The sequence below is a fragment of the Cohaesibacter intestini genome (genome assembly GCF_003324485.1).
Classification (GTDB): Bacteria; Pseudomonadota; Alphaproteobacteria; order Rhizobiales; family Cohaesibacteraceae; genus Cohaesibacter; species Cohaesibacter intestini.
Genome location: NZ_QODK01000006.1, coordinates 134,835 through 158,592, shown reverse-complemented (window position 1 = coordinate 158,592; position 23,758 = coordinate 134,835). Strand labels below are relative to the sequence as shown.

The window sequence follows — 23,758 nt, the reverse complement described above, 5'->3', positions numbered from 1 at the left end:
GGGGCAGGTGGTTGGAAAGCAATTTTCTTGATCGGGAGGATCACATGAAAAAACAGATGCTGCTGGGCGTCGCAACGCTCACCTTTGGTCTTTATGCTGGTGGCGCCTTGGCTGCCGACAAGCTCAATGTTGTCTGCTCAAACGAGCAGGACTGGTGTGAGCTGATGGCTGACAATTTTGAAGTGGCCACAGGCATCGACGTATCCATGGTGCGCAAGTCAACCGGCGAAACCCTCGCCCAGATCCGCGCTGAAGCTGGCAACCCGAAGATTGACGTCTGGTGGGGTGGTACGGGCGATCCGCACTTGATCGCAGCGGCTGAAGATCTGACCCAGCCATCCGGTGCCGACACCAGTGAATTGCTCGGCTGGGCCGTCAACATGGCCGATATTTCCGAAGGCAAAACCATCGGCATCCATGCCGGTGCTCTGGGCATCGCCTACAATGCCGACCTTCTGAAGAAAAAAGGCATCAAGCCACCATCCTGCTGGCATGATCTCAAGGACCCTGCCTACAAGGGTGAAATTCAGGTTGCCAATCCCAACAGCTCCGGCACGGCCTACACCGAACTGGCCACGCTCGTTCAGTTGTTCGGCGAAGATGATGCCTTCAAGCTTCTGGCCGAAATTGGCGAGAATGTGAATTCCTACACCAAGTCAGGCTCGGCGCCTTCAAAAGCTGCTGCCCGTGGTGAAACCGGCATCTCCATCGGCTTCATGCATGACATGGTGAAACTCGCCAAAGCGGGGTTCCCGCTGAAAATCGTCTCCCCATGCGAAGGCACTGGCTATGAAGTCGGCGGCGTCAGCGTCATCAAGGGCGCCCGCAACGTCGAAGCCGCTAAGAAATGGGTCGATTTCGCCATCAGTGCAGAGGCGCAGTCCCGTGGACCCGAAGTGGGCGTTTACAACGTGCCGTCCAACAGCAAAGCGACCGTACCACCAGAGTCTCCAGCGCTCGAAACGATCAAGCTGATCGATTATGACTTTGCCACCTACGGCGCCTCGGAAACCCGCAAGCGCTTGTTGGCTCGTTGGGACAAGGACGTCAAGCCTCAGAGCTAAGGCTTCGCTCCCCTAAAAAGGTCCGTTCGAGGCGGGATTGCTCTCCCGTCCCGAACGGACAGGGGCTATTGACGCCGTATCCAACCAAGGAAAAATCAATGTCACGCACAACCGGTCTCTGGCTGATTGTGGGAGCGATCGGCTATTGTCTGCTGCCATGGTACAGCCTTGAAGATCCTTTCTGGTCCTTTGGCTGGATCGGTACCGCAACGGACCCGGACATGGCGCCGGCTTTGTTGCAGGTTCTTCTTTATGGCAAGCTCTATCTGCTCGCACCCATCCTTGCTTTCTTTATGATCGCCGCTCTGTTGCTCGCACCAATCAATCGGGTGACGCGCGCCAAAGTGAACAGCCTCATTGCGGTGTTCGGCATTCTGGCCACTGCCATGCAGGGCCTGATCGTGGTGCGCGCTGGTCCTCGCATTCTGAGTGATCTGTTTGTTGCCCTTGGGGGGCAAGATGGACAGGCAGGGTTCGGTGCCGGAGCCATGGTGACCTTGCTGGCCCTGCTGTTTCTGCTGACCACGGCCATCTCGGCCATGGGCAAGGGGCGGGGCGACGCCTTCATCATTGGTCTGATCGGCCTGATCATATCTCTGGTCGGTGTCTTTGTCTTTTATCCGGTTCTGCATATTCTCGTCCGCGCCTTCGAAATTGAGGGCGGTGACTGGTCCTTGTGGGAATTCTTCCCGCGTTTCTTTTCCTCCGATATTTGGGGACTGGGTTGCTTGACCGGCGGCTCATGTGGTCCGGCGGTCAATTCTGTTTTCTTGGGCGTTTCGACCGGTCTTGGTACGACCTTGCTTGGCCTCGCATTTGCCTTGATCTTCACCCGCACGGATTTCCGCGCCAAGAAGCTGTTACGGGTGTTGACGATTATCCCCATCATCACCCCGCCCTTCGTGATCGGTCTGGCTTTGATCCTGCTGTTTGGACGCACGGGCACGATCACCCAGGTTCTGGCTGATTTGCTGGGCCTTGAAGCGTCACGCTGGATCTACGGCTTTGGCGGTGTCTATCTTGCCCAGTTGCTCTCCTTCACGCCGATTGCCTTTCTGGTGCTGATCGGTGTCGTGGAAGGCATCAGCCCATCGATGGAAGAGGCGTCCCAAACGCTCAATGCCAACCGTTGGCAAACCTTCCGCCATGTCTCCTTGCCCCTGATGCGCCCCGGTCTTGCCAATGCCTTTCTGCTCGGCTTCATCGAGAGTATCGCCGACTTCGGCAACCCGCTGGTTCTGGGCGGCAATTTCAATGTCCTGTCGACGGAAATCTATTTTGCCATCATTGGGACTGTGGCAGACCCTGCCAAAGCGGCGATCCTCGCCATCGCGCTCCTGACGCTGACCCTTTCTGCCTTTTTGGTTCAACGTCAATGGCTTGGCAAGAAGTCCTATGCCACGGTCACAGGCAAGGCAGATTCGGGCCGTCATGCGGCCCTCAACAAGGGTCTTAAATGGACATGCTATGCGACTGCCTTGCCGTGGGCAGCCTTCACCGCAATTGTCTATTCGATGATTGTCTTTGGCAGCTTTGTGAAGTTGTGGGGCTATGATCACAGTTTCACCCTGCATCACTATATCCGCGCCTTCAAGATTGACCTGAGCCATGGCTGGCGATGGTCCGGGGTGGCATGGGACAGCTATTTTACCACGCTCACCATCTCAACCATCGCTGCACCTTTGACGGCGTTGGTGGGCTTGGCGACGGCCTACCTTCTGGTGCGGCAGAAATTTGCAGGCAAGAGCGCCTTTGAATTCAGCACGATGCTCAGTTTTGCCATTCCCGGTACGGTGATCGGTGTCAGCTATATTATGGCCTTCAACTTCCCGCCGATTGAGTTGACCGGCACCGGTATCATTCTGATCGTTGTCTTCGTCTTCCGAAATATGCCAGTGGGTGTGCGCGGCGGCATCGCGGCCATGTCCCAATTGGACAAAAGCCTTGATGAAGCCTCGATCACGCTGGGTGCCAACAGCTTCACGACTGTGAGGCGGGTGATCGCCCCATTGCTCGGGCCTGCCGTTTTGGCTGCGCTCACTTACAGTTTCGTGCGGGCCATCACTTCGGTCAGTGCTGTCATTTTCCTTGTCAGTGCGAACCATAACATGGCGACCTCCTTCATCGTCGGTCGTGTCGAACATGGGGAATTCGGTCTGGCAATTGCCTATTCAGCTGTCCTCATCCTGACCATGCTCACCGCAATCCTTCTCATGCAGGCCATCATTGGCAAACGCAAACTGCGCCGCACCGATCGCGTCGATCCCGCAGTCTGACCCCAAAGGGAGATAACCATGTCACAATTTGAAAAGGGCTCCGTGCATTTCGACGCTGTGGTCAAGAAATATGGCGCCGTGACCGCCCTCAAGCAACTCGACCTGTCGATCGAACCGGGCCAACTGGTCACGTTGCTGGGCCCAAGCGGTTGCGGCAAAACCACCACCTTGCGGTTGATTGCGGGTTTGGAAGGAGCCACCGACGGCAAGATCTTTATCGGCGGCGAAGATGTCACCCATCTGTCCGCCACCTACCGCAAGGTCTCGATGGTGTTTCAGTCCTATGCTCTGTTCCCTCATATGACCGTCGCGGAAAATGTCGCCTATGGCCTGACAGTTAAATCCATGCCGAAAAAGCAAGCGATCGAAAAAGCCGAGCAGGGACTGGAAATGGTTGGGCTTACGGGCTTTGGCGAGCGTCTGCCGAGCGAACTGTCTGGTGGTCAGCAGCAGCGCGTGGCCGTCGCCCGTGCCGTGGTGCTGGAACCCGAGGTTCTTTTGCTCGATGAACCTCTTTCCAACCTTGATGCCAAGCTGCGCCGCCATGTGCGCGAACAAATCCGCAAGATCCAGCAGGAACTGCAATTGACGGCCGTTTATGTCACCCATGATCAGGAAGAGGCCATGGCTGTCTCGGATCGGATTATCGTCATGAAAAACGCCGAGATCGCACAAGAGGGAACTCCGCACGATCTCTATGAAAGCCCCAACTCTGCCTTCATCGCCGACTTTATTGGCGATTCCAATCTGGTTGAATGCGACATCCTCAAGTCCGGATCCGATGGCACAGAAATTCAACTTGGTGCGCAACAACTGATGCTGCCACTGCAAACGAATCTCAAAGGACAAGCCAAAGCCGTGTTGCGGCCTCATCACATCAACCTGCATCCGGCCACGGAAAAGGACGCCTTGATCGGTGAAGTCACCTATGCTGCCTATCTCGGCAACGAGATGCAATATACGGTCGAAGGGGCGTTCGGCGAGTTATTCGTCATTGCTCAGTCCATCGGGCAGCCCATCAAGGTCGGTCAGTCCGTTGGTATTGGCATGTCGATTGACGACTTGCGCCTTGTGCCTGTGGATTGAGAGACCAACTGGATCAGAAGATGACTGCTATGAACAACACTCAGACTTTTACCACCTTCAAGGCAGCCATCTTTGATCTGGATGGTACGCTCATTCATTCCGAACATGCCTGGGAAAAGGCCAAAATCGATGTGCTGGCCCGCTATGGCATCGTGCCGGATCAGGCTGTTCTCAATGCCTACATTGGCCGAGGCATGAAAGATTTTCTCAACGAACTGCTTGATGAAAGCGCAACCGACGCCCAGAAAACCGAAATCAGCAATCAGGTCGGCGCGTTGGCCGATGACCTGCTTCCCATCATGCGTGAACCAGTGCTCGGGGCTTCGGATCTGCTGAAGGATCTGGCGGGCAGGGGATTGCGCATTGCGATTTGCTCTTCTGCACCCCGTCGCCACATCCTGAGTGCCATGGATGCGCTGACAATCAGCGACCATGTGGAACTGATCGTGTCTGGTGCCGAGTTGCCAATCGGCAAACCGGATCCTTTGCCCTATCTCACCACGCTTCAAGCCTTGAATCTTCAGCCGCACGAAGCCTGTGCCTTCGAGGATTCCATCCCCGGTGCGCACTCCGCTCACAAGGCGGGTTTGGCCGTCTATGCCGTCGGACAAGGCTGTTCTGACCGGGCATTCGACTTCTGTGATCTGCAGGCGGAAAGCTATCTCGAGTTGTCGCTCTGACAGAGTGAAGCCGACCCAGTCCGGGAACCCGGCTGAAACAGTCCGAACCGTTTCACAAAAAATCATGCACAGCATCAGAATGTTGCGCAGAAGCGAACAAGTTGGGCTTGTCATTCAAAGGTGAATGGCTTCACACGCCTCTGAGGTGTGAAAAAAATTGTAAGCTTCTTACTGGAGTGAAAAAAAAGTTACACAATTCCCTGTTACTGCGTTGTCAGCTGGTAGGAAATATGTCTACATTTCCAGACTGTTTAATAACAACATATCAGCAATCCTTTGCGCGGCCCAAAAACCGCAAACCTTTCCGCAAGTGACATTTGCAACGACACCAAGGGGAACAATCCTATGAAACTGTCTGTTACCATTAAATCCGCTATGCTGGGTGTGACTGCACTCGCTGGCCTTGCTATCGTTTCCAGCGCCGCCCAGGCCGAAGAATTGCGTCTGCTGACCTGGGGTGGCTATGCGCCGGACGAAGTGGTCAAGATGTTCAAGGAAGAGACCGGCATCGACGTGAAGGTCACCAAGTCGAACAACGAAGAAATGATCGCCAAACTGCGTGCAACTGGTGGTGGCGGCTTCGATCTGGCCCAGCCTTCTCAGGACCGTGTTGCCGGGGCTCAGGCTGAGAACCGCATCTACAAGCCGATGGATCTCTCCAAGATCGACGCAAGCCAGTTCATCACCTCGATGCTCGAGGCCACCAAGGCCAACACCACCTTTGAAGGTGAGGTTTATGGTGTGCCGCATGTGTGGGGGACGTCTGGTCTGGTGCTCGACACCAAAAAGGCTGGCATGGTCAAGGACTATACCGATCTTTGCTCTGACGAAGTCAAAGGCAAGGTTTCCTATCGCCTGAAGCGCCCAACCCTGATCGGTTTCGCTTTTGCCATGGGCGAAGATCCGTTCGCTGCATATGGTGACAAAGACGCCTATCAGGCGATCATGGACAAGGTTCAGGAAAAACTGATTTCCTGTAAGTCCAACGTCAAAACCTACTGGGAAGGCGGCGACTCGCTGCTGAACCTCGTCCGGTCTGGTGAAGTCACTGCTGCCATGGCATGGGATACCGGCGGTTGGAAGCTGAACGGTGACAATCCTGATGTAACCTTCGTTGCGCCAAAATCGGGCGCTCTGGGCTGGATCGACACGTTTGTTCTGCCGAAAAAAGGCAAGAATGACGACGCTGCCTATAAGTGGATCAACTTTGTGATGCAGCCAAAAGTGGCAGCCATGATCACCGCGTCCGCAGGCAACTTCACCGCGTCCAAAGGCGCTGACGATTATGCCGAAGACAAGCTGAAAGCCCAGTTCAAGGCTTCCTTCCCAGCGGCAGATCTGGACAATATCAAATGGTATCCGACCGTTCCGGCTGGTCTGGAAACCATCGAAGGCAAAGTGCTCGACCGCGTTAAAGCGGCTTCCAGCAACTAAGATCCTGATCTGAGAGTAAGGCACCTCACGGCTCGGCCGTGGGGTGCTTATGTGCGTCCGTATCCTTCAGGCCGCATCCTGCAAACTGTTCTGAAATCCCGCCGAAGCCAAAAAGAGAAGACCTTGCCATGAGCCAACCGCTAGACCTTGAATGTCGAAATCTCGTCAAGACCTTCGACGCATTCACTGCCGTCGACCATGTGTCGCTTCAGGTGCCGCAGGGCTCATTCTTTTCTATTCTCGGACCCAGTGGTTGTGGCAAAACCACGCTCTTGCGCATGCTGGCTGGTTTTCTGGAACCGACTTCAGGAGATCTCGACATCAAGGGCAAGTCGATGCTCGGCGTGCCGCCCAACAAGCGGCCGGTCAATATGGTCTTCCAGCATCTTGCCTTGTTTCCAATGATGAATGTCGCCGAAAATGTGGCCTATGGCCTGAAGCGTCGGAAGATGGCCACCAGCGAGATTGATCGCCGCGTTAAAGATGTGCTGGAGCGCGTTTCCCTGCCTGATGCCGGCTCGAAATCGATTGATCAGCTGTCCGGTGGTCAAAAGCAGCGTGTCGCGATTGCCCGCTCCTTGGTCCTTGAACCAACGCTTCTTCTGCTCGACGAACCGCTCGGTGCGCTGGATCTCAAGCTGCGTGAGCATATGAAAGTGGAACTGAAACAGCTTCAGGCCCAGATCGGCACCACCTTTGTTTACATCACCCACGACCAGTCCGAAGCCTTGGTCATGTCTGATCATGTGGCTGTGATGAATGAGGGTAAATTCGAGCAGGTCGGCACACCGCAAGATCTCTATTACAATCCTCAAACCGCTTTTGTGGCCGGTTTTGTCGGCGATGCCAACCGCTGGTCTGGTCAGGTTTTGTCGGTGTCGGGAAATCAGGCTGTGGTCACCCTTGATGAAGGCGGTGAAGTGGCCGTTGAGGCGGCAACCGACGCGCCGCTTCAGGTGGGTGGCAACATCGAATTGTTCGTCCGTCCAGAAGCCATTTCAATCGAACGATCCAGCGGCGAAGTCAGCCGCACCCATATCGAAGATGACCACAATGGTTTGGTTGGTCATGTCACCAACTTGTTGTTTGACGGTGCCAACAGCCGGGTTGAGGTCTATGATGAACTCTCCGGCCATACCGTTTTGGTGACCTTGCCGCAGACGGGGGAATTCGCTGATCTCAAGCGCGGCGAAACCGTGCAGTTGGCATGGAAGATCGAGAAATCTCGTGCCTATCCCAGCCAATCCAAAACAGCATAAGGCGAGGGTCGTGATATGACATCTTCAAGCAAGATGGCCTTCAAGGCGAGCACATTGCTCTTGATGCTGCCACTTCTCATCTGGCTGGTTTTTCTGATTTTGTTGCCCCATGTGGATCTTCTGATCGTTTCCCTGCGGGAAAAACTAGGCTATCGGAACTATGTCTTCAGCCTTCAGAACTATACCGAGTTCTTCACCGAGCCGCTCTATTGGAACACCTTCCTGCGGACGGCGATCATGTCGATCATTGCCACCATCATAACCCTAATCATTGGCTTTCCGATTTCTTACTACATCGCCAAAATAGCCAAGGGTCGTCTTCGGGCGCTGCTGTTTCTGGCCTGCCTGCTGCCTTTCTGGGTATCGGAACTGGTGCGTACCTTTGGCTGGATGATTTTGCTGCGCGAAAGCGGGGTCATCAGCTCGTTCCTGCAATGGACCGGGATCGTCTCCGGCCCGGTTGAGATGCTTTACAATGATGCATCACTGATGACCGGTCTTGTCTATACATCGATGCTCTTCATGATCGTGCCGCTCGTCACTGTGCTCGACACCCTCGACGACAGCATGATCGAAGCGGGCTATGATCTGGGAGGCAACGGTTTTACCATTCTGCGCGACATCGTCATTCCCCATGCGATGCCGGGCATCGCATCGGGCTGCATCGTCGTCTTCATGCTGACCCTTGGCAATTACCTGACCCCGACGCTTCTGGGTGGCAAGGACAGCCTCTGGTTCACCGAACAGATCTATAACCAGTTCATCACCCGGTTTAACTGGGAATCCGGCTCTGCTTTCGGTTTCTTGCTGTTGATCCTGTCTTCCCTCATCGTCTGGGTCGGTCTTAAGCTGAGCCGCCAGACCCTTGCTGATACAGTGAAATAGGAGGCCAGCATGATCCCGTCCATTCCACAACCCAAGGCAGGCGTCCGGCTTTATCAGGCCTATGTCGCGCTGTTTTTCATCTATCTGGCTGCCCCTCTGATCGTGGTCGGTGTCTTTGCTTTCAATGATAGCCTGTTCCCGTCCATGCCTTGGGAAGGCTTCACGCTCGACTGGTTCATCGGTGATAGCGATCCACGTCTCGGTATTTTCAATGACGGTGCCCTGATGGAGAGCCTTGGCTATTCAGCCTTTGTCGCGGTTTGGGTCACCATTCTGTCGCTGTTTGTCGGCACCTGTAATGCCTTCCTGTTTGAACGCACCAGCTTTCCCGGCAAGAACATGCTTTATGTGCTGGCGCTGACACCTCTGGTCATTCCCGGTGTCATTCTGGGTATTTCGATCCTCATCTTTGCCAATTCCATCGTCAACAATATCGAGGATGCCTGGGGCTATGAAATCGAAGCTTTGCGCCCAAGTCTGGTGCTGGTGATTTTGGGTCAATTCGCCTTTATCACCACCATCACAACGCTGGTCATCTCGGCCCGGTTGCGCAAGTTCGACATCTCTCTGGAGGAGGCCGCGCTCAATCTTGGCGCAACCAAGCTGGAAGCCGTGCGCACCATAACCATTCCCTTTCTGAAACCGGCTCTGGTTGGGGCAGGGATCATTTGCTTTCTGATGTCGTTCGAGAATTTCAACACCACGCTGATGTTGACCGGCTCGGATTCACCGCTGACCATCACCATGTTTGACCGTCTGAAGCAGGGCTCGACACCGGCGCTGAATGCCATCTCGCTAGTCCTGATGATCGTTTCCGCCACCCTGGCCTTCATCTCGATCTTTGTGCAGCGAGACAAAAACGGCCAGTAGGATCTATTGCCAATCGGCAAGCAAAAGGGCGAGGGAAACCTCGCCTTTTTTGTTGCAACGCAGGGCCTCTCCTCCCGGTACCGGCTGCATGGTTTGGTCGCAAAAAAAACACTTCATTTCTGTGCACTTTTGATTGACTTTCGAGGCGTTCCGCAACAATTCTTCTAGGCACGGCAGGTCCGCTGGTATATAGCAGCCGACACCCGGAATGAATGAACCGTCACGCGTTCCAGTATTTCCCTTTTCCCAAATCTTGCTGAAAGCCAGTCATGGCCACACACACGCTTCTGCCGACGCTTCTGCGCACCGCCAAGATCGAAGATCTTGAGCAGTTGATGGCACTTGAAATCCGATGCTTTGCCGGAGACCGCATCTCTGCACGGTCTTTTCGCTCCTTTTTCAAAACCGACTCCTCCCGTCTGATTGTTGCGGTCGACAGGGATAATGCCATTCTGGGATATGCGGCCATTCTGCTGCGAGAAGGCTCAAGCGTGGCGCGGCTCTACTCATTGGCAGTGGATCCTGAAAAATCGAGCCTCGGCATCGGCACCCAGTTGCTCGGCGGGGCCGAAGCCATCACCCGTGAACAGGCGTGTGATCGTCTTTCGCTTGAAGTGCGCAAGGACAATGACCGTGCCATCGCCCTCTATGTCAAGCATGGCTATGAGGTTGAGACCGAGTTGCCTGGCTATTATGAAGACGGTGCAGATGGTGTTCGGCTGGTTCGCCATATCGATCATATGCCAGAAGGCTCCAGCCCGGCCAACCGGTCCCGATTGCCGATCATTCTGGTAGATCGGTTGAAGGATTTGGCAACAGTGCCCAAGGGCTGCCACGCCATGACTGTGCGCGATTATTTGGCCCTTGAATATGGGGTGCCGGGCCGTCGTGTCATCAATCTGTCTCGCTCCTATGAACCTTTGTCCCTTGGTTATTATTGCAGTCTGCTTGCCAGCGCCCGCAAGGAACGTTGTCTGCCCGAAGCCGACGCCCTTCTCGACATCAACTGGAAACGGATCCACAAACGCGCTTTGCTGAGCCTTCAGGCGTTGCTCGATGAAAAAGGCGAGGACATCTATCCCGACGCGATAGACATTTATTTTGGCGGCACTACGGACAAGCGCTTCAAAGCCATTGCGCGTCAGGCGTTTGATCTGTTCCGTTGCCCGATCATCCGGATTAACCTCCAGCTTGAGCCGAAGGTCAAAATCAGGGACATCGAAGCGCTTGCCATCCATCGTCTGACCGAAGAGGCCCAACCCGTCTTCGATGCGGCGCTCAAGGCCTTTGTCAAAGGCAGCCTGCCGAAACCGGCGCTTCGCAAGATCCCCAGCACCATTGTCGGCATCTTGGTCAATCCCGATGAGGAAAGCCCGCCGAGCGATGCAAAGGCACTTGAATCCTTCGTCTCCGCAGCGGAAAGCGTCGATGCGCGTGCCGAGTTGATCACCGCCAAGGACTATCGCCGTCTGATGGAGTTTGACGCGCTTTTCATTCGCGAAACGACAGCGCTCAATCATCACACCTATCGTTTTGCCAAACGGGCCTTGCAGGAAGGCATACCCGTCATCGACGATCCGCATTCTATTCTTTGTTGCACCAACAAGATCTTTTTGGCCGAATTGCTGCGTTCAAATAGGGTTCTCACTCCCAAGACTATCGTTTTTGATCGTCAACGGATGAAACAACTGGCTGATGATTTGCAATTTCCCGGTATCGTCAAAATCCCTGATGGCTGCTTCTCGCGCGGCGTGCACAAGGTGAAGGATGCCTCGGAACTCAAGGCGCTCGGCAAGGAGTTGTTCAAGCAAACCGACCTTTTGATGATGCAGGAATTTCTGCCGACAGACTTTGATTGGCGCATAGGGGTTCTCGATGGCCAACCGCTTTATGCCTGCAAATACTACATGGTCAGCGGCAATTGGAAGATCTACGAATATGAAAGGGACGGGTCGGTCAGCTCTGGCGACTCCGAAACCTTGCCCATCGCAGAGGTTCCGCAAGATGTTCTCAATGTTGCCTTGCGCGGTACCCAGTTGATCGGCAACGGCTTTTACGGCGTCGACATAAAGGAAACCGCCCTCGGTCCGTCAATCATTGAAATCAACGACAATCCAAGCATCGACTTCGGCATAGAAGACAGTGTCTTGGGCCCCGCGCTCTATCAGCGCCTGATGGCGGTTCTGGTCAGTCGGGTGGGGCGGCCCTAGAGGGCGGTCCGTGCGAGGAGCGTGCCAATACAAGCGCTGCCAGATTGGTCCAGACGGTACCATTCATCGCTTAGAAAAAAATATAAGCCCCCGCAACGCAATGAAGTGCGGGGGCTTATTTCTGTAAGTGGTACTGGTTCACCAGATGGCAACCGAGCATGCCGGGGGCTCGTTAGTTCCAGAATTTAATCTTGTCAAAATCAACGGCCTTGAGCACCGCGCTAAGGACATCTGAATAGTCATCCGTCCACGGGCGCATATCACCTGCCTGCGGCTTGATCCAACGGTCACTGTCCAGCAGCTTTCCAAAATGCGCCTCATCACGAGCCAGGACGATCACAGCACTTGGATGGATGTGCGGATGACTTGCGATCAGTTTGGTTGTTGTCGCTGGATTGAACACTGCAGCAAGACCTTCTGATTTTGCGGTTGCAGCCACCGCTTCTTCGAGGTTCATATTCTGGTTGCTGATATGCATCGTAAGAATGCCATCCGGCTTCAGCTTGCGGAAGTAGAGTCGAATGGCTTCTTGCGTCATGAGATGAACCGGGATGGAATCTGATGAGAAGGCATCGACAAGAAGATAATCAAGTTCGCCATCAGGCATGTCTGCAAGGGTCAGACGGGCATCGCCAATGATGATTTCGGAATTGGGCGCACAGTCAGACACAAAGCGAAACTTGTCCGGATTTTTCGCAATTTTGACGACCAAACTATCAATTTCGAATGTTGTCCATTTTTCATCAGGCTTGGTGTGACAGAGCATGCTGCCGGTTCCAAGACCGATAATGGCTCCATGCTCGATCGAACCTCCTCTGCGTGCCTGCATTGCGCCAAGAGATTGAGCCATGCCTTCAGACGAATGATAGTAGGTGAGGGGAACCGGCTTATGCTTGAGATCTTCCGGTTTGGTGGACATGGCGCCGTGAACGGTCGTTCCATGCATCATCAGACGAAACGGGCCTTCTTCGCTCTGTTGAACTTTCACGACACCGAAAAAGGAACGGTCGAAAGAGCTTTCCACCTTGAACTGATGATTAAAGAAAGTTGCTGTGGCTCCCAATGACAGGAAAATCACGGCAAGGGGGATGGACTTGATTTGCAAAACCGAGGCGACGACAAAGGCCAAAATGGCAAAGACCACATTGGTGCCGTAGGACTGAAATGCCGGGATGAGGCCAGTTGATGTCAAACCCAGAAATCCAAGACAGAAAATGAGCGAGACAAGCGCCGACACTTTCAGCTCATTTTTATTCTCGAGGCGCATTGAGAGGCTCAATACCAAAACAGCCAAAAGAAAGAGTGGGTATTCCGCAACCCAATTGAAGACCGCTGGCGCCAGAAGCGAAGTGAAGCACCCGCCCAGAAAGCCTCCGAAAGACATCCAAAGATAAAAGGCTGTGAGATGACGTGCGTCGGGTCGTTTTTGGAACAGCAGCAAATGGCAATAGAGCGCGATAAAAAAGAAGGCCGACAGGTGCAATATCAGGGAAAACCAGACCGGCAATGCTGCGGGCAAGAATGAGCTGACGATGATCGCCGTGATGATGAAGGGCAGGTATCTGGACAATGTCTTGTAAGAGACCAATGGTTCTTGCCGGAACACGAAAACAAACGTCGATAAGAACAGGGCCAGAGGAATGACCCAGAGAAACGGTGCTGATGCGATATCAACTGATATGTGCGCCGTTACAGAAACCAGAAGTCCAGATGGCAAGGCCGCCAGAACGATCCACCAGATGACGTCGGTCTTGGCGACATCCACATTCTTGGGATTTGCAAATTCTGTTTCAGATGGAGAGGATCTTTTCTTGCCATTGATGACCAGCAACCCACATGAGGCAATCATCACTGACAGAATTCCAAATCCGTACATCCAAAGCACGCCCTGATCTGTGAGGGAAAAAGAGGGTTCTATCAAAATGATATACAGGAACAGGGACGCAAAACTGCCGATATTGCTGGATCCATAGAGAAAGTAAGGGTCTGCTGCGTGTGGATGGTCCGTTCGCGAGAACCATGCTTGCAGCAGGGGAGCGTTTGCTGAAACCGCAAAAAACGGAACGCCCACGGACAATGCAAACAGAGCGAAAAGCCACATTGCTTGCCCTTCAGCCGGGGGGGACCCCATGACCGAAGTGATGGAGATTGGAAGAAAGGCAAAGGCGACAATCGCCAGAAGACTATGAATGATCAAAGCACTTCTTGTGCTGGCCCACTTGGTAAGCGCATGCGCATAGCTGTAGCCGAGCAGCAAAACGCCTTGGAAGAAAACGATCGCCACAGACCAAACGCCGGGAGAACCACCAAGCTTGGGTAGAACGAGCTTGGAAAAATAGGGCTGGATTGAGAAGAGCAGAAATGCACTAAGGAAGATCGACACCGAGAAAACGGCCAGAAGGACAAAACTACTTTGTTGTGGCTTGTAGGCAATTTGCTTGTCTGCCAAATCACAAGACTTATTCATAATGAAAAGTTCCTCACTCCAGTTTTGGAGCGGCCAGACTATCTGGAAAGTGCAATCATTCAGTTAAGGTGTTTGGAGACAGTTGAATTGCTCCCGAATAAAAACGCGCATTCGCAAAAAACAGATCCTTTTATTGTTGCCACTTACTGTCCTTTGAACCCTGTTCACCGACACCAGATGAAATCTGCAAGGCACCTCAAGGGTGCGTTGTTTGACCAAAATATCTCGCCCCACGGAGTAACGATGAGGACTGGCAAAAAGACAAGTTTCGCCAACCCGACATTGGCCGCAGTGGGGCCTGTGATCGCTTTGGCTTGTCCGCCATCTGACGTGTGGATGTGTGTCAGCCCGCCAGTTTGCGCATGATGGCTTCTATTGGGCCCCGCTTGAACCAACGCGTCCAGATGAGGGCGAAGACAATGGCAACCAAACAGAACAAGAGAGATGCGCCAAAGGCTTGTGCAACAGTTTGCCCGCCAAGCTTGTCGAGCGCTTCAAGTGTTCCCATGCCAATCAGAATATGGGCAATGTAGAGCGTCAGAGTTTGTCGCCCTGCTGGTAGCAGCAATTGCAGAACCCCTATCGCCCTAAGGCTATTGGAGAGCAAGAGACAGGCCCCGACAATAATGCTTGCCGTACCAACACCCGCGAGCGTGTATTGTGGCATCGGAGGAACAGGGGAGGTCGTCACAAGTGCCGAGAACTCTGGAGCAATTGGTACGAGCTGGGCTATCAGTAAAGCACTTACGCCCTGCGCCACGGCAAACGCAATTGCACCACCGATGACCAGTTTCCATTGCGTTGCCCGTTTGGCCAGCGATGCGCGACTGAGGACAATGCCGAACAGCAAAAAGCCGATCCACGGGATAACGGGGTGCCAGCCATTGAAGAACAGGTTTCGGACAAAGCCAACGGGCGTCCAGAAGCCGCTATAGCTGTAGTCGCTCCAGTTCCAGCCTGCATCATAGTTCAGGGTCAGGATCATGAACGGAAAGGCGACGTTGATACCAAGCAATATCCAAAAAAGTGCACGTGAGCTGAGCGGCAGTAGAAACACGCCAAACAGAAAATAGAATGCATAATAATGCAGGATATCGGCTTCGAAGATCGTCATGTTCAACAGACCGATTACCAACAGAAAAATAGCTCGTTTGATGGTGACCGAGATCGTCTGATCAAGCCTGTTCTGCCCTGCCAAACCGAGGCCGATTCCTGCCAGAACGACAAAGGTGGCGGCAGCGCGCCCTTCAAGAGCCGTCGTCAGAAAGGATAGATATCCGTTGCCTCCTTCCGCCCCCATGGCGATCTTGAAATTCACAATTACCATGCCAGCAAAAGCCACAAAGCGGGCCAGATCGAGACCGTCGAGCCGGTTGGATGCAGGAGTTTTCTTCATTTCTTCCATCGCTGCTTTCTGCTTCGCATATTTGGTGTGAAGGACGGGGTGTCCGGCATCTGTCGGAAGGCGAAAGTCACTGGTACTCTGTGACAAGGGCGGGTTCAGAGCACAGGGTCTGACAGATCAGAGCCGGTTGAAAAGACCTTCATCAGACCGAAAAGCCCAAGAAACCAACACTTCGCAAATGTCATGGTTCGCCCTTTCCACACGACGGGTTTGATGCTATGAACGAACGATCGTTCATAGTTAGGAAGCGAGTGTTGGAGTGTCAAGCCTTTGCCCGAAAATGAACCGCCCATCGATCCGCGCAAGTTCGAGATCACACAGGCTGCTGTGATCTGTTTTCTGGAGCGTGGCTATCACCAAACTGGTGTTCGCGATATTGCCAGACAGGCCGGGATCAGCCTTGGCAACCTTTACAACCACTTCTCCGGCAAGGATGCCGTTTTGGCTTTCATCGCCGAGTTGGAAGGCAAGGAGCTGGCCGGATATATCGATTTATTATCAAATCCAGATGACCCACGAGCTGCAATAGAGCAATTCATTGATGACTATGCAGTCTATGTCTCTCACCCGGAAAATGCGCTGCTGGGCGTGGAAATTCTGACCGAAGCCCTGCGCAATCCGATGATTGCCGACGTCTTTGGCAAAAATCGAAACCGCTTGAGCGATGCCTTGGTTTGTTGTCTGAACAAGGGTGCCGAGGCAGGCATATTTGTCCCTTATGACGACCCGCATGCTGTGGCCTGTATGATGTTGGACGCACTTGAAGGATTGGGCCTGCGCCGATTGTCCAACAAGACGCCAAACGAGAACGGCATTCAATCCATTCGTACTTTTATTTTCAACGGATTGAAGCTTTAGCGCCAGCAAACATCGCGCTGGACAGAGCTTGTTTTTCGATCAAAAAGGCAAAGGTGCCCACTGCCTAGTGCGGGCACCTTCATTGTGTCGAAGCGCAAGGGAGAGAGTGGCGAGGCTAGGTTGCCGAACCGATGACGCTTTCGCTTTGCATACGCCAATTGCTTTCGAGGAAGTTGGCGGACCCTGTCAGAATGGCTCTGGTCTTGAGGCGAATATCACCGCTTGACTCGCCGATCATCAGGGTAACGGCACCTGGTTCAACCATTCGTTTTCCCTCAGCCCCCGTAAAGCTCAGCATGTCGGTTGGCACAATGAAGGTGACCGTTTGACTTTGACCGGCCTCCAACGACACGCGCGCAAAAGCCTTGAGTTCTTTCACCGGGCGCACAACCGTGGCCAGTTCGTCACGAACATAGAGCTGTGGCACAGCGACCCCGGCGCGGTTGCCTGTGTTGGTGACACAAAAGGACAGTCGAATTTCACCGGTTTTGCAGTCCGTTTGATCTTCCGCCAGCACGATATCCGAATAGGTGAATTCGGTGTAGCCAAGGCCATGGCCAAACGGGTAGGACGATCCGAAGTGGCGGGCAATTGGTGTGCCAGAGGCCTTGAAATTGTGGTTATAGAAATAGGGAGCCGCACCAGCGCTTTTCGGGATGGAGATGGTCAGGCGGCCTGAAGGTTCCACCGCGCCGGTCAAAATATTGGCCAACGCCACACCACCCTGTTGTCCCGAGAAGAAGGTCATGACTTGCGCAGCAATCTTGCCTTCTAGTCCACCCAGATTGTAAGGGCGGCCCGAAGAAAGCACCACGATGACCGGTTTGCCAGTCGCAACGACGGCCTCTAGCAAGTCCTGCTGAACTGCAGGCAGCTGCAGGCTGTCGACGTCGGATCCTTCGCCAACGGTGCCCGTCTGGAAGATACCGGACAGATCGCCGACGCAGACAATGGCGAGATCGGCATCCTTGGCCTTCGTTACGGCCTCCGGGATCATGTCAAGGCGCGTTGACAGGGAAGACGCCTGCTCCAGGCTGGTGCTATCGTCCACATCGCCTGGGAAGACAGGGGCTCCGGCCTTGCGCTCATCAAGAATGTTGCAGCCCCGAGCATAGGTGATCTCGACCTTGTCGCCAATCAGGGTCTTGAGACCCGCAAGCGGCGTGATGACATTGCCGATTTCTTCCTCTTCCTCGTTATGGATCAGGTGGACAGGGAAGCTATAATCTCCCAGAAGGGCCAGCGGGTCGTCGGCGGTCGGGCCGATCACGGCAATCTTCTTTTGGTCTTTAAGGGGCAGGATGCCGTCATTGGAGAGGATGACGACGGATTGTTCAGCCACCTCACGCGCCACGTCAACGGCTTGTTTGCTTTGCAACTGAATGGCGCTGTCATCGGCATAGGGCTTTTCGAACAGACCGATGCGGAATTTCTCGACAAGCACCCGCCGAACAATTTCGTCAATGGTCTCCTCGGTGATCTGGCCGCGTTCGACGGCAATCGCCAGGTCCTTGGCGCAATCATCACCGGGCAATTCGACATCGAGACCGGCATTGAAGGAAAGCGCGGCAGCCTCTGCGGTGTCGGCTGCAATGCCATGATGTTGATAGAGAAGCGAAACGCCCACATAGTCCGCAACGATCAAACCGTCAAAGCCCCAGTCCTCGCGCAGCACCTTGGTCAGCAGATGACGTGACGCGTGAACGGGTTCGTTGTCGATGTCATGATAGGCAGGCATGACCGAACCGGCATTTGCCAGCTTGACCGCCATCTCAAAGGGCAGCAGGAACATGTCGTTGAGCTCACGCCAGCCCATATGGACCGGTGCGTGATTGCGGCCGCCTTCACTGGCTGAATGGCCGGCATAATGTTTGAGGGTCGCCAACAAGTCGCGCTTCTCGCCCTGCAAACCTTTGACATAGTGGGTGGCCATCAGACCGCACAAATAGGGATCTTCGCCAAAGGTCTCCTCGGTGCGGCCCCAGCGGGCATCACGGGCCACATCGAGCACCGGTGCCAAACCTTGATGACAGCCGATCATGCGTGCTTCTTTGCCGATCTGCTCACCGACTTTCTCGATGAGCGCCGGGTTCCAGGTGGCACCATAGTTGAGCGAAGAGGGGAACAGCGTTGCTCCCTTGATCATCAGGCCAGAAAGGCATTCCTCGTGCGACATCACCGGGATACCGAGACGGGTTTGCTCAAGCATGAATTTCTGTAAATTGTTGAGGGCGCGAACACCTTCAGCCGGATCAATGCTGCGGGTTCCGAGCGGGCGTGTGATCTGGCCCAGCCCGTGCGAGAGCATCTCGCGCAGGGTGTCGGCATCGCTCTCACCGGTAAATTGATCACTGCGCACCTGATGGTCGCCATTTTCGTTCAGAAACAACCAGACGGCATGCATTTGCCCGATCTTTTCTGCGCGGGTCATGCGGGAGAGAAGGTCATCGGCGCGGGCTTCGGGGCTGAGGGATGGATCTTTATAGAGTTCAGTCATCTTTGTGGGGTCCTTTAATGCGCGCTTCAGAGCGCCGTGGCATCAAAGCTGATGGATTTTGGTGCGGGATTGAGGTGTGTGAGCGCATCACCAGCCTCGTCGAACAGGTGACAAAGCTCAGGCCGGATCTGGAACTTGATCGCGCCACGAAGACTGACCTCCGTTTCGTCCGAAACCTTGGCGATCATCGGAGCATCCGTGCTTTCAGAGAGATAGAGGAAGCTGTATTCGCCAAAATTCTCAACGGCGTTGAGGGCGCGCGAGAAGACCTGCTCTGTTACCGCTTCACCAACCGGTGTCATGTGCTCGGGGCGGATTCCGAGCGTCAATTTTGAACCGATCGGCAAATGTCCAGCAGAGACCGGAACAAACAATTCCTCGTCGCTATCAAGCTTGACACGAGCACCATCCTCGCTGGCCGCCACAAGGGTAACGGGCAGAAAGTTCATCGACGGGGAGCCAAGAAAACCCGCTACAAACAGATTTTTGGGCCGATGGTAAAGTTCAAGCGGTGAACCGGTTTGGGCGATCGAGCCTTTCGTGATCACGTCATCGCCCGCCCGCAGCAGGACAATTTTGTCCGCCAAGGCCATCGCTTCGGTCTGATCGTGGGTTACATAGATCATACTGGCTTCGGGGAACTTGCGATGCAGATTGGCAATCTCGGTGCGCATATGCACCCGCAAGGCGGCATCGAGGTTGGAGAGCGGTTCATCGAACAGGAAGACGGCAGGCTGGCGCACAATGGCCCGGCCAATGGCAACGCGTTGACGCTGACCGCCCGAGAGTTCTTTGGGCTTGCGTTCCAGCAGATTTTCGATCTGCAGGATGCGAGCCGCCTCACCGACGCGCGCAACAATCTGATCTTTGGGTGTCTTTGCCTGTTTGAGGCCAAAGGCCATATTCTCATAGACCGACATGTGAGGGTAGAGCGCGTAGTTCTGGAACACCATGGCGACGCGACGCTCTGCTGGCAGAGCTTCGTTCATGCGCTGGTCTCCGATTTTCAACTCGCCCTGTGTGAGGGTTTCTATGCCAGCAATCATGCGCAGCAAGGTCGACTTGCCGCAGCCCGATGGCCCAAGGAAGACGCAGAACTCGCCATCTTCGATTTCCAGATTGATGTCATTGAGGACGGTGGCACGGCCGAACCGTTTCGCTGCATTGTCAAGGTGAATGCTGGTCATGACTGGAAGATCCTCTTTGCAGAGATGTCTGTGTTCGGCCCCAAGAAACCGCAGGGAACGCAGCCCGTTGAGCGGAGGAGCGGGAAGGGGATGTGGGTAGGCTGGGCGCAGATCTCTGTCATGGCTTATCCTTTCAGGGATCCGGCCATCATGCCGTTGACGATCTTTTCCTGACCGATGGCGTAGACGATGATCAGGGGAAGCGTACTGAGGGTCACCACAGCAAGGATCGCCGGGATGTCGGCTGCATACTGGCCCTGAAAGTCCCAAACGGCGAGCGGCAGGGTGCGGGTGTCCGGCGAACTGGTCAGCACATAAGCGAAGACAAATTCGTTCCACAGCATGATGCCATTATAGATGGCTACCGTTGAGATGCCCGGCCCGGAGAGAGGGAAGAAGATCTTGAAGAAAATCTTGAACGGGCCGCAGCCGTCAAGAAAGGCTGCTTCTTCCAGTTCTTTAGGCACCTGACGCATAAATTCGGTCAGAATGAACACCGAAATCGGCAAACTGCAGGCAACATAAGGACCGATAAGGGCGAACATGGTGTCATACAGACCCATATTCCGGATCATCAGATAAATGGGCACAAGAGTGACGTGGAGTGGCACGATCATGCCCGCGACGATCAACCCGAACAGCAGGCCGTTGAAGCGGAATTTCAGCCGCGCCAACGCATAGGCTGCCATGGAGCTGACCAGCACGATCAACGCAACCGATACGGATATGACGAACACCGAGTTGCGCAGATAGATCAGGAAGGAGCTATTGAGAAGCTGGAGGTAATTGTCAAAATTCCAGCTTTCGGGCGGCATCCAGACCGGATTGGTATAGGTTTCCTGCAATCCCTTGAAGCTGGTAAAGGCCACGAAAAGGAAGGGCAGCGTGGTCACCAGCAGCCAGAACAGGCCAAGCGCGGGAAAGGCAACTTTCGAGATTTTGAAGGCTTTCTTCTGCATCGCTCAGATCTCCGTTTCGAAGCGTTTGGACAGGCGCATGGAAACGGCGGCGATCACCGTGATGATGATGAACATTGCCGAGGCAATGGTGCTGCCATACCCCATCTCAAAGGAGTTGAAGACGGTGTGGTACATGTAGGTCGCCATCATTTCCGAAGAATGCTCCGGCCCGCCGTCCGTCATCACATAAACGAGGTCGAAGTAACGCATGGAGCCGATAACCGCGAGCAACACGGCGGTGCGGAAGGTGCCCTGCAAATGGGGCAGCTTCAGGCGCCAGAAGATGGTGGACTGGCTGGCACCATCCAGATTGGCCGCCTCAACGATCTCGCGGGGGAATGAGGACAGGGCAGCAAGGAACAGCACCATATAGAAAGGCACATTTTGCCAGCAGACGACGGCAATGACAGAGCCAAGCGCAAAATCCGGGTCGCCCAGCCAATCTTGCGTCCAGTCATAAAGCCCAAGCTCGGTGAGGATCGAATTGATGGGGCCGAAATTGGGGTCGAAGATATTTTTGAACAGTACGCCAAGCGCGACGCTCGACATCAAAAGCGGGATGAAATAGAGGATCTTGAGGATCCGGGATCCTTTTGATGCCTCGTCCAGAACCACGGCCAGAAGAACGGCAATCGGCAACTGGATCAGGACGGAGAAAACCGCAAGATAGATATTGTTGAGCGCTGATTGCCAGAAAACCGCATCTGAGAGCAGTCTCTCCCAGTTGTCAAACCCGGTAAAGCGCGCACCGTCACCCAGCCCGTTCCAATCGAGGAACGACAGCTCGAAACTATAAATCAGCGGGTACAGCAGAAAAACCGACAAGAGAATGATCGCCGGGGCAAGAAAGACGATCGGGGCCAGCTTCTGCGCCCGCCGGTAGGATTGCCTTGAGCGAAGTGTCATGGATTGCACAGATCCATCCGACATGGGGAAGGTCCCTTCATTTGGCAGCAACCGGCCGTTGCCCCTGGGGAGCAGCGGCCGGAAAGATCGATCACAAGTCGACGGGTGTCTCTGAGGAGAGATTATTTGTTGGCAAGCCCTTTGGCGACCGCTTCCATCTTGGCTGCGGCTTCCTCAGGCGTTATGGAAAGGCCAAGCAATTGCTGTGTGGTGTCCTTATGGACCTCAGCAAGAGCCGGAGCCAGTTCCTGATCGTACCAGAGTTGGATGCTTGGTGCTTTGCCAACGGCTTCCATCACCCCTGCAAGATAGGGATCTTCCACCTTGGCGTTCTTGATCGGCAGGATCTTGTTATCTTCCATCTTCAGTTCCGCTGCACGATCATCGGTCGAGAATTTCAGCAGGTCGAAAGCGGCATCCTGATAAGGGCAATCGGCGTTGATGGAGATGTAGTTATCGCCCATGGTGCCAATGGCATTGTTGGGATTGCCCTTGCCACCCTCAACCGCCGGGAAGGTGAAGAAGCCGACATTCTTGGCAAATTCGGGATTTTCGTTGGCAATTGAGCCAAATTCCCAGCTGCCCATCAGTTCCATTGCGGCACGGCCCGAATAGAGAAGACGACGGGAACCGCCGATATCATAATCAAGTCCGTTGTATCCGCGGGCAAATCCACCAGCCTTGACAAGATCCTGAAGCATCTCGCCAGCCTTGATGAAGGTTGGATCTTCGAAGGAGCCGCCGGGTTCACGATCAGCAGCTTTCTGGAAGACTTCCGGACCGCCAATGCGATCGGCCAGATAAACGAAGAACATGGAGCCCGGCCATTTTGCCTTGTTGGCCAAAGCAAATGGAGCGATCTTGTTCTCATTGAGAACTTTGACCACGTCCATCAGCTCTGTCCAGGTCTTGGGAGGCTCGATGTTGAGTTTCTTGAAGATATCCTTGTTGTAGATAACAACCGCGACAGCTGTGCCCATGACCGGAAGGCCATAGATGTCACCTTGATATTTGGCGGGTGAGAAACTGGCGGGCAGGAAGCGGTCGGCGAAGTCCTTGTTCTTTTCAAGATAGGGCGTCAGGTTGGTGACTTTTCCTGCCTTGATATATTCACGCAACGGACCTCCACCCCAACTGGTAAAGACACAAGGTGCCTCATTGGCACCGAAGGCAATTTTCAGCTTGGTTTTGTAGGCGTCGTTGGCAATGTGGGAATCCTCGACCTTGAAACCGGGATTGGCGGCTTCAAAGCGATCTGCAGCATCGCGAATGGTCGCGACGGTGCGTTCCTGAGTCTGCAAATCCCAGGATGTGATGACTTTGGCATCGTCGGCCAGTGCGCCTGAAACAGGCAGCAGACCAGCAACGGCGACGCCGCAGAGTAGTTTGGTGATACGGTTTGACAGCGTTAACTGCATTATGTCCTCCCATCGTTCGAGACTTGTCGGGATCATGATACGATCGCACAAGTTTACATCAGTAACGTTATCGGTAACGTAGTGTTTTGTCAATGGATTTGAATCTGCTCAAAAAGGTAGTAAGAAGAGCAGGAAAATGCGGGATTCTGCTGTGAAGTCCGGGACTTTCTTGACAAGGAACCACAAGAAAATGTTCGTTGACCAAAAAGGCCAATGCACAAGAAACCTTGTTTTGAATGACAAAGTCCAGCGCAGTGAGCTTCGCCGGACCCAAAAGTAACGTTACAGGATATCGTT

Annotated in this window: 17 protein-coding genes; 10 read left to right on the top strand and 7 right to left on the bottom strand. The window is 54.2% G+C overall.

Annotation, left to right across the window (positions count from 1 at the left end):
• Positions 1–44: 44 nt before the first annotated feature.
• From DSD30_RS18705 to DSD30_RS18665, 9 genes are all read left to right on the top strand, one after another.
• Positions 45–1,064: an ABC transporter substrate-binding protein gene (locus tag DSD30_RS18705; protein WP_114011320.1), complete on the top strand. Its 1,020-nt coding sequence runs from the start codon at positions 45–47 to the stop codon at positions 1,062–1,064.
• A 98-nt stretch (positions 1,065–1,162) separates the two neighbouring features.
• A complete protein-coding gene (locus DSD30_RS18700; RefSeq protein ID WP_114011260.1) occupies positions 1,163–3,340 on the top strand; it encodes an ABC transporter permease in 2,178 nt (725 codons plus the stop codon).
• 18 nt (positions 3,341–3,358) lie between these two features.
• The gene (locus DSD30_RS18695; RefSeq protein ID WP_114011259.1) at positions 3,359–4,426 is read left to right on the top strand and encodes an ABC transporter ATP-binding protein; all 1,068 of its coding nucleotides are present in this window, start codon (positions 3,359–3,361) and stop codon (positions 4,424–4,426) included.
• Positions 4,427–4,455: 29 nt separating this feature from the next.
• On the top strand, positions 4,456–5,106 hold the full coding sequence (locus tag DSD30_RS18690) for an HAD family hydrolase (protein ID WP_157967771.1): 651 nt from the start codon (positions 4,456–4,458) through the stop codon (positions 5,104–5,106).
• Between the two features lie 345 nt (positions 5,107–5,451).
• A complete protein-coding gene (locus tag DSD30_RS18685) occupies positions 5,452–6,540 on the top strand; it encodes an extracellular solute-binding protein (RefSeq protein ID WP_245418538.1) in 1,089 nt (362 codons plus the stop codon).
• 128 nt (positions 6,541–6,668) lie between these two features.
• Positions 6,669–7,799 carry an ABC transporter ATP-binding protein gene (locus DSD30_RS18680; RefSeq protein ID WP_114011256.1) on the top strand — a complete coding sequence of 377 codons (1,131 nt, stop codon included), beginning with the start codon at positions 6,669–6,671 and terminating at the stop codon, positions 7,797–7,799.
• Positions 7,800–7,814: 15 nt separating this feature from the next.
• Complete coding sequence (locus DSD30_RS18675; protein WP_198663048.1) at positions 7,815–8,684, top strand: ABC transporter permease; 870 nt, start codon at positions 7,815–7,817, stop codon at positions 8,682–8,684.
• A gap of 9 nt (positions 8,685–8,693) precedes the next feature.
• Positions 8,694–9,554: an ABC transporter permease gene (locus DSD30_RS18670; RefSeq protein WP_114011254.1), complete on the top strand. Its 861-nt coding sequence runs from the start codon at positions 8,694–8,696 to the stop codon at positions 9,552–9,554.
• A gap of 269 nt (positions 9,555–9,823) precedes the next feature.
• A complete protein-coding gene (locus tag DSD30_RS18665) occupies positions 9,824–11,764 on the top strand; it encodes a GNAT family N-acetyltransferase (protein WP_114011253.1) in 1,941 nt (646 codons plus the stop codon).
• Positions 11,765–11,936: 172 nt separating this feature from the next.
• On the opposite strand, the gene DSD30_RS18660 is transcribed toward DSD30_RS18665, so the two are convergent.
• Both DSD30_RS18660 and DSD30_RS18655 read right to left on the bottom strand, forming a co-directional pair.
• A complete protein-coding gene (locus DSD30_RS18660) occupies positions 11,937–14,231 on the bottom strand; it encodes a fused MFS/spermidine synthase (protein WP_114011252.1) in 2,295 nt (764 codons plus the stop codon).
• 343 nt (positions 14,232–14,574) lie between these two features.
• A complete protein-coding gene (locus tag DSD30_RS18655) occupies positions 14,575–15,627 on the bottom strand; it encodes a DUF418 domain-containing protein (protein ID WP_114011319.1) in 1,053 nt (350 codons plus the stop codon).
• Positions 15,628–15,906: 279 nt separating this feature from the next.
• On the opposite strand from DSD30_RS18655, the gene DSD30_RS18650 reads away from it, so the two are divergent.
• On the top strand, positions 15,907–16,494 hold the full coding sequence (locus DSD30_RS18650) for a TetR/AcrR family transcriptional regulator (protein WP_198663047.1): 588 nt from the start codon (positions 15,907–15,909) through the stop codon (positions 16,492–16,494).
• A 115-nt stretch (positions 16,495–16,609) separates the two neighbouring features.
• Here the strand turns inward: DSD30_RS18650 and DSD30_RS18645 are convergent, their stop codons facing one another.
• The 5 genes from DSD30_RS18645 to DSD30_RS18625 all read right to left on the bottom strand — a co-directional run bounded on the left by DSD30_RS18645 (position 16,610) and on the right by DSD30_RS18625 (position 23,461).
• Positions 16,610–18,991 carry a glycoside hydrolase family 3 N-terminal domain-containing protein gene (locus DSD30_RS18645; protein WP_114011251.1) on the bottom strand — a complete coding sequence of 794 codons (2,382 nt, stop codon included), beginning with the start codon at positions 18,989–18,991 and terminating at the stop codon, positions 16,610–16,612.
• Between the two features lie 26 nt (positions 18,992–19,017).
• The gene (locus tag DSD30_RS18640; RefSeq protein WP_114011250.1) at positions 19,018–20,178 is read right to left on the bottom strand and encodes an ABC transporter ATP-binding protein; all 1,161 of its coding nucleotides are present in this window, start codon (positions 20,176–20,178) and stop codon (positions 19,018–19,020) included.
• A gap of 125 nt (positions 20,179–20,303) precedes the next feature.
• Positions 20,304–21,137: a carbohydrate ABC transporter permease gene (locus DSD30_RS18635; protein WP_114011249.1), complete on the bottom strand. Its 834-nt coding sequence runs from the start codon at positions 21,135–21,137 to the stop codon at positions 20,304–20,306.
• Between the two features lie 3 nt (positions 21,138–21,140).
• Entirely contained in the window at positions 21,141–22,067 is a 927-nt protein-coding gene (locus DSD30_RS18630; RefSeq protein WP_198663046.1) for a carbohydrate ABC transporter permease, read from the bottom strand.
• 98 nt (positions 22,068–22,165) lie between these two features.
• The gene (locus tag DSD30_RS18625; RefSeq protein WP_114011248.1) at positions 22,166–23,461 is read right to left on the bottom strand and encodes an extracellular solute-binding protein; all 1,296 of its coding nucleotides are present in this window, start codon (positions 23,459–23,461) and stop codon (positions 22,166–22,168) included.
• Positions 23,462–23,758: the final 297 nt, after the last annotated feature.

Excerpts from the sequence above, each read along its gene's own strand:
- DSD30_RS18705 (WP_114011320.1), top strand. The coding sequence starts at position 45 with ATGAAAAAACAGATGCTGCTGGGCGTCGCAACGCTCACCTTTGGTCTT.
- DSD30_RS18700 (WP_114011260.1), top strand. The coding sequence starts at position 1,163 with ATGTCACGCACAACCGGTCTCTGGCTGATTGTGGGAGCGATCGGCTAT.
- DSD30_RS18695 (WP_114011259.1), top strand. The coding sequence starts at position 3,359 with ATGTCACAATTTGAAAAGGGCTCCGTGCATTTCGACGCTGTGGTCAAG.
- DSD30_RS18690 (WP_157967771.1), top strand. The coding sequence starts at position 4,456 with ATGAACAACACTCAGACTTTTACCACCTTCAAGGCAGCCATCTTTGAT.
- DSD30_RS18685 (WP_245418538.1), top strand. The coding sequence starts at position 5,452 with ATGAAACTGTCTGTTACCATTAAATCCGCTATGCTGGGTGTGACTGCA.
- DSD30_RS18680 (WP_114011256.1), top strand. The coding sequence starts at position 6,669 with ATGAGCCAACCGCTAGACCTTGAATGTCGAAATCTCGTCAAGACCTTC.
- DSD30_RS18675 (WP_198663048.1), top strand. The coding sequence starts at position 7,815 with ATGACATCTTCAAGCAAGATGGCCTTCAAGGCGAGCACATTGCTCTTG.
- DSD30_RS18670 (WP_114011254.1), top strand. The coding sequence starts at position 8,694 with ATGATCCCGTCCATTCCACAACCCAAGGCAGGCGTCCGGCTTTATCAG.
- DSD30_RS18665 (WP_114011253.1), top strand. The coding sequence starts at position 9,824 with ATGGCCACACACACGCTTCTGCCGACGCTTCTGCGCACCGCCAAGATC.
- DSD30_RS18660 (WP_114011252.1), bottom strand. The coding sequence starts at position 14,231 with ATGAATAAGTCTTGTGATTTGGCAGACAAGCAAATTGCCTACAAGCCA.
- DSD30_RS18655 (WP_114011319.1), bottom strand. The coding sequence starts at position 15,627 with ATGAAGAAAACTCCTGCATCCAACCGGCTCGACGGTCTCGATCTGGCC.
- DSD30_RS18645 (WP_114011251.1), bottom strand. The coding sequence starts at position 18,991 with ATGACTGAACTCTATAAAGATCCATCCCTCAGCCCCGAAGCCCGCGCC.
- DSD30_RS18640 (WP_114011250.1), bottom strand. The coding sequence starts at position 20,178 with ATGACCAGCATTCACCTTGACAATGCAGCGAAACGGTTCGGCCGTGCC.
- DSD30_RS18635 (WP_114011249.1), bottom strand. The coding sequence starts at position 21,137 with ATGCAGAAGAAAGCCTTCAAAATCTCGAAAGTTGCCTTTCCCGCGCTT.
- DSD30_RS18630 (WP_198663046.1), bottom strand. The coding sequence starts at position 22,067 with ATGTCGGATGGATCTGTGCAATCCATGACACTTCGCTCAAGGCAATCC.
- DSD30_RS18625 (WP_114011248.1), bottom strand. The coding sequence starts at position 23,461 with ATGCAGTTAACGCTGTCAAACCGTATCACCAAACTACTCTGCGGCGTC.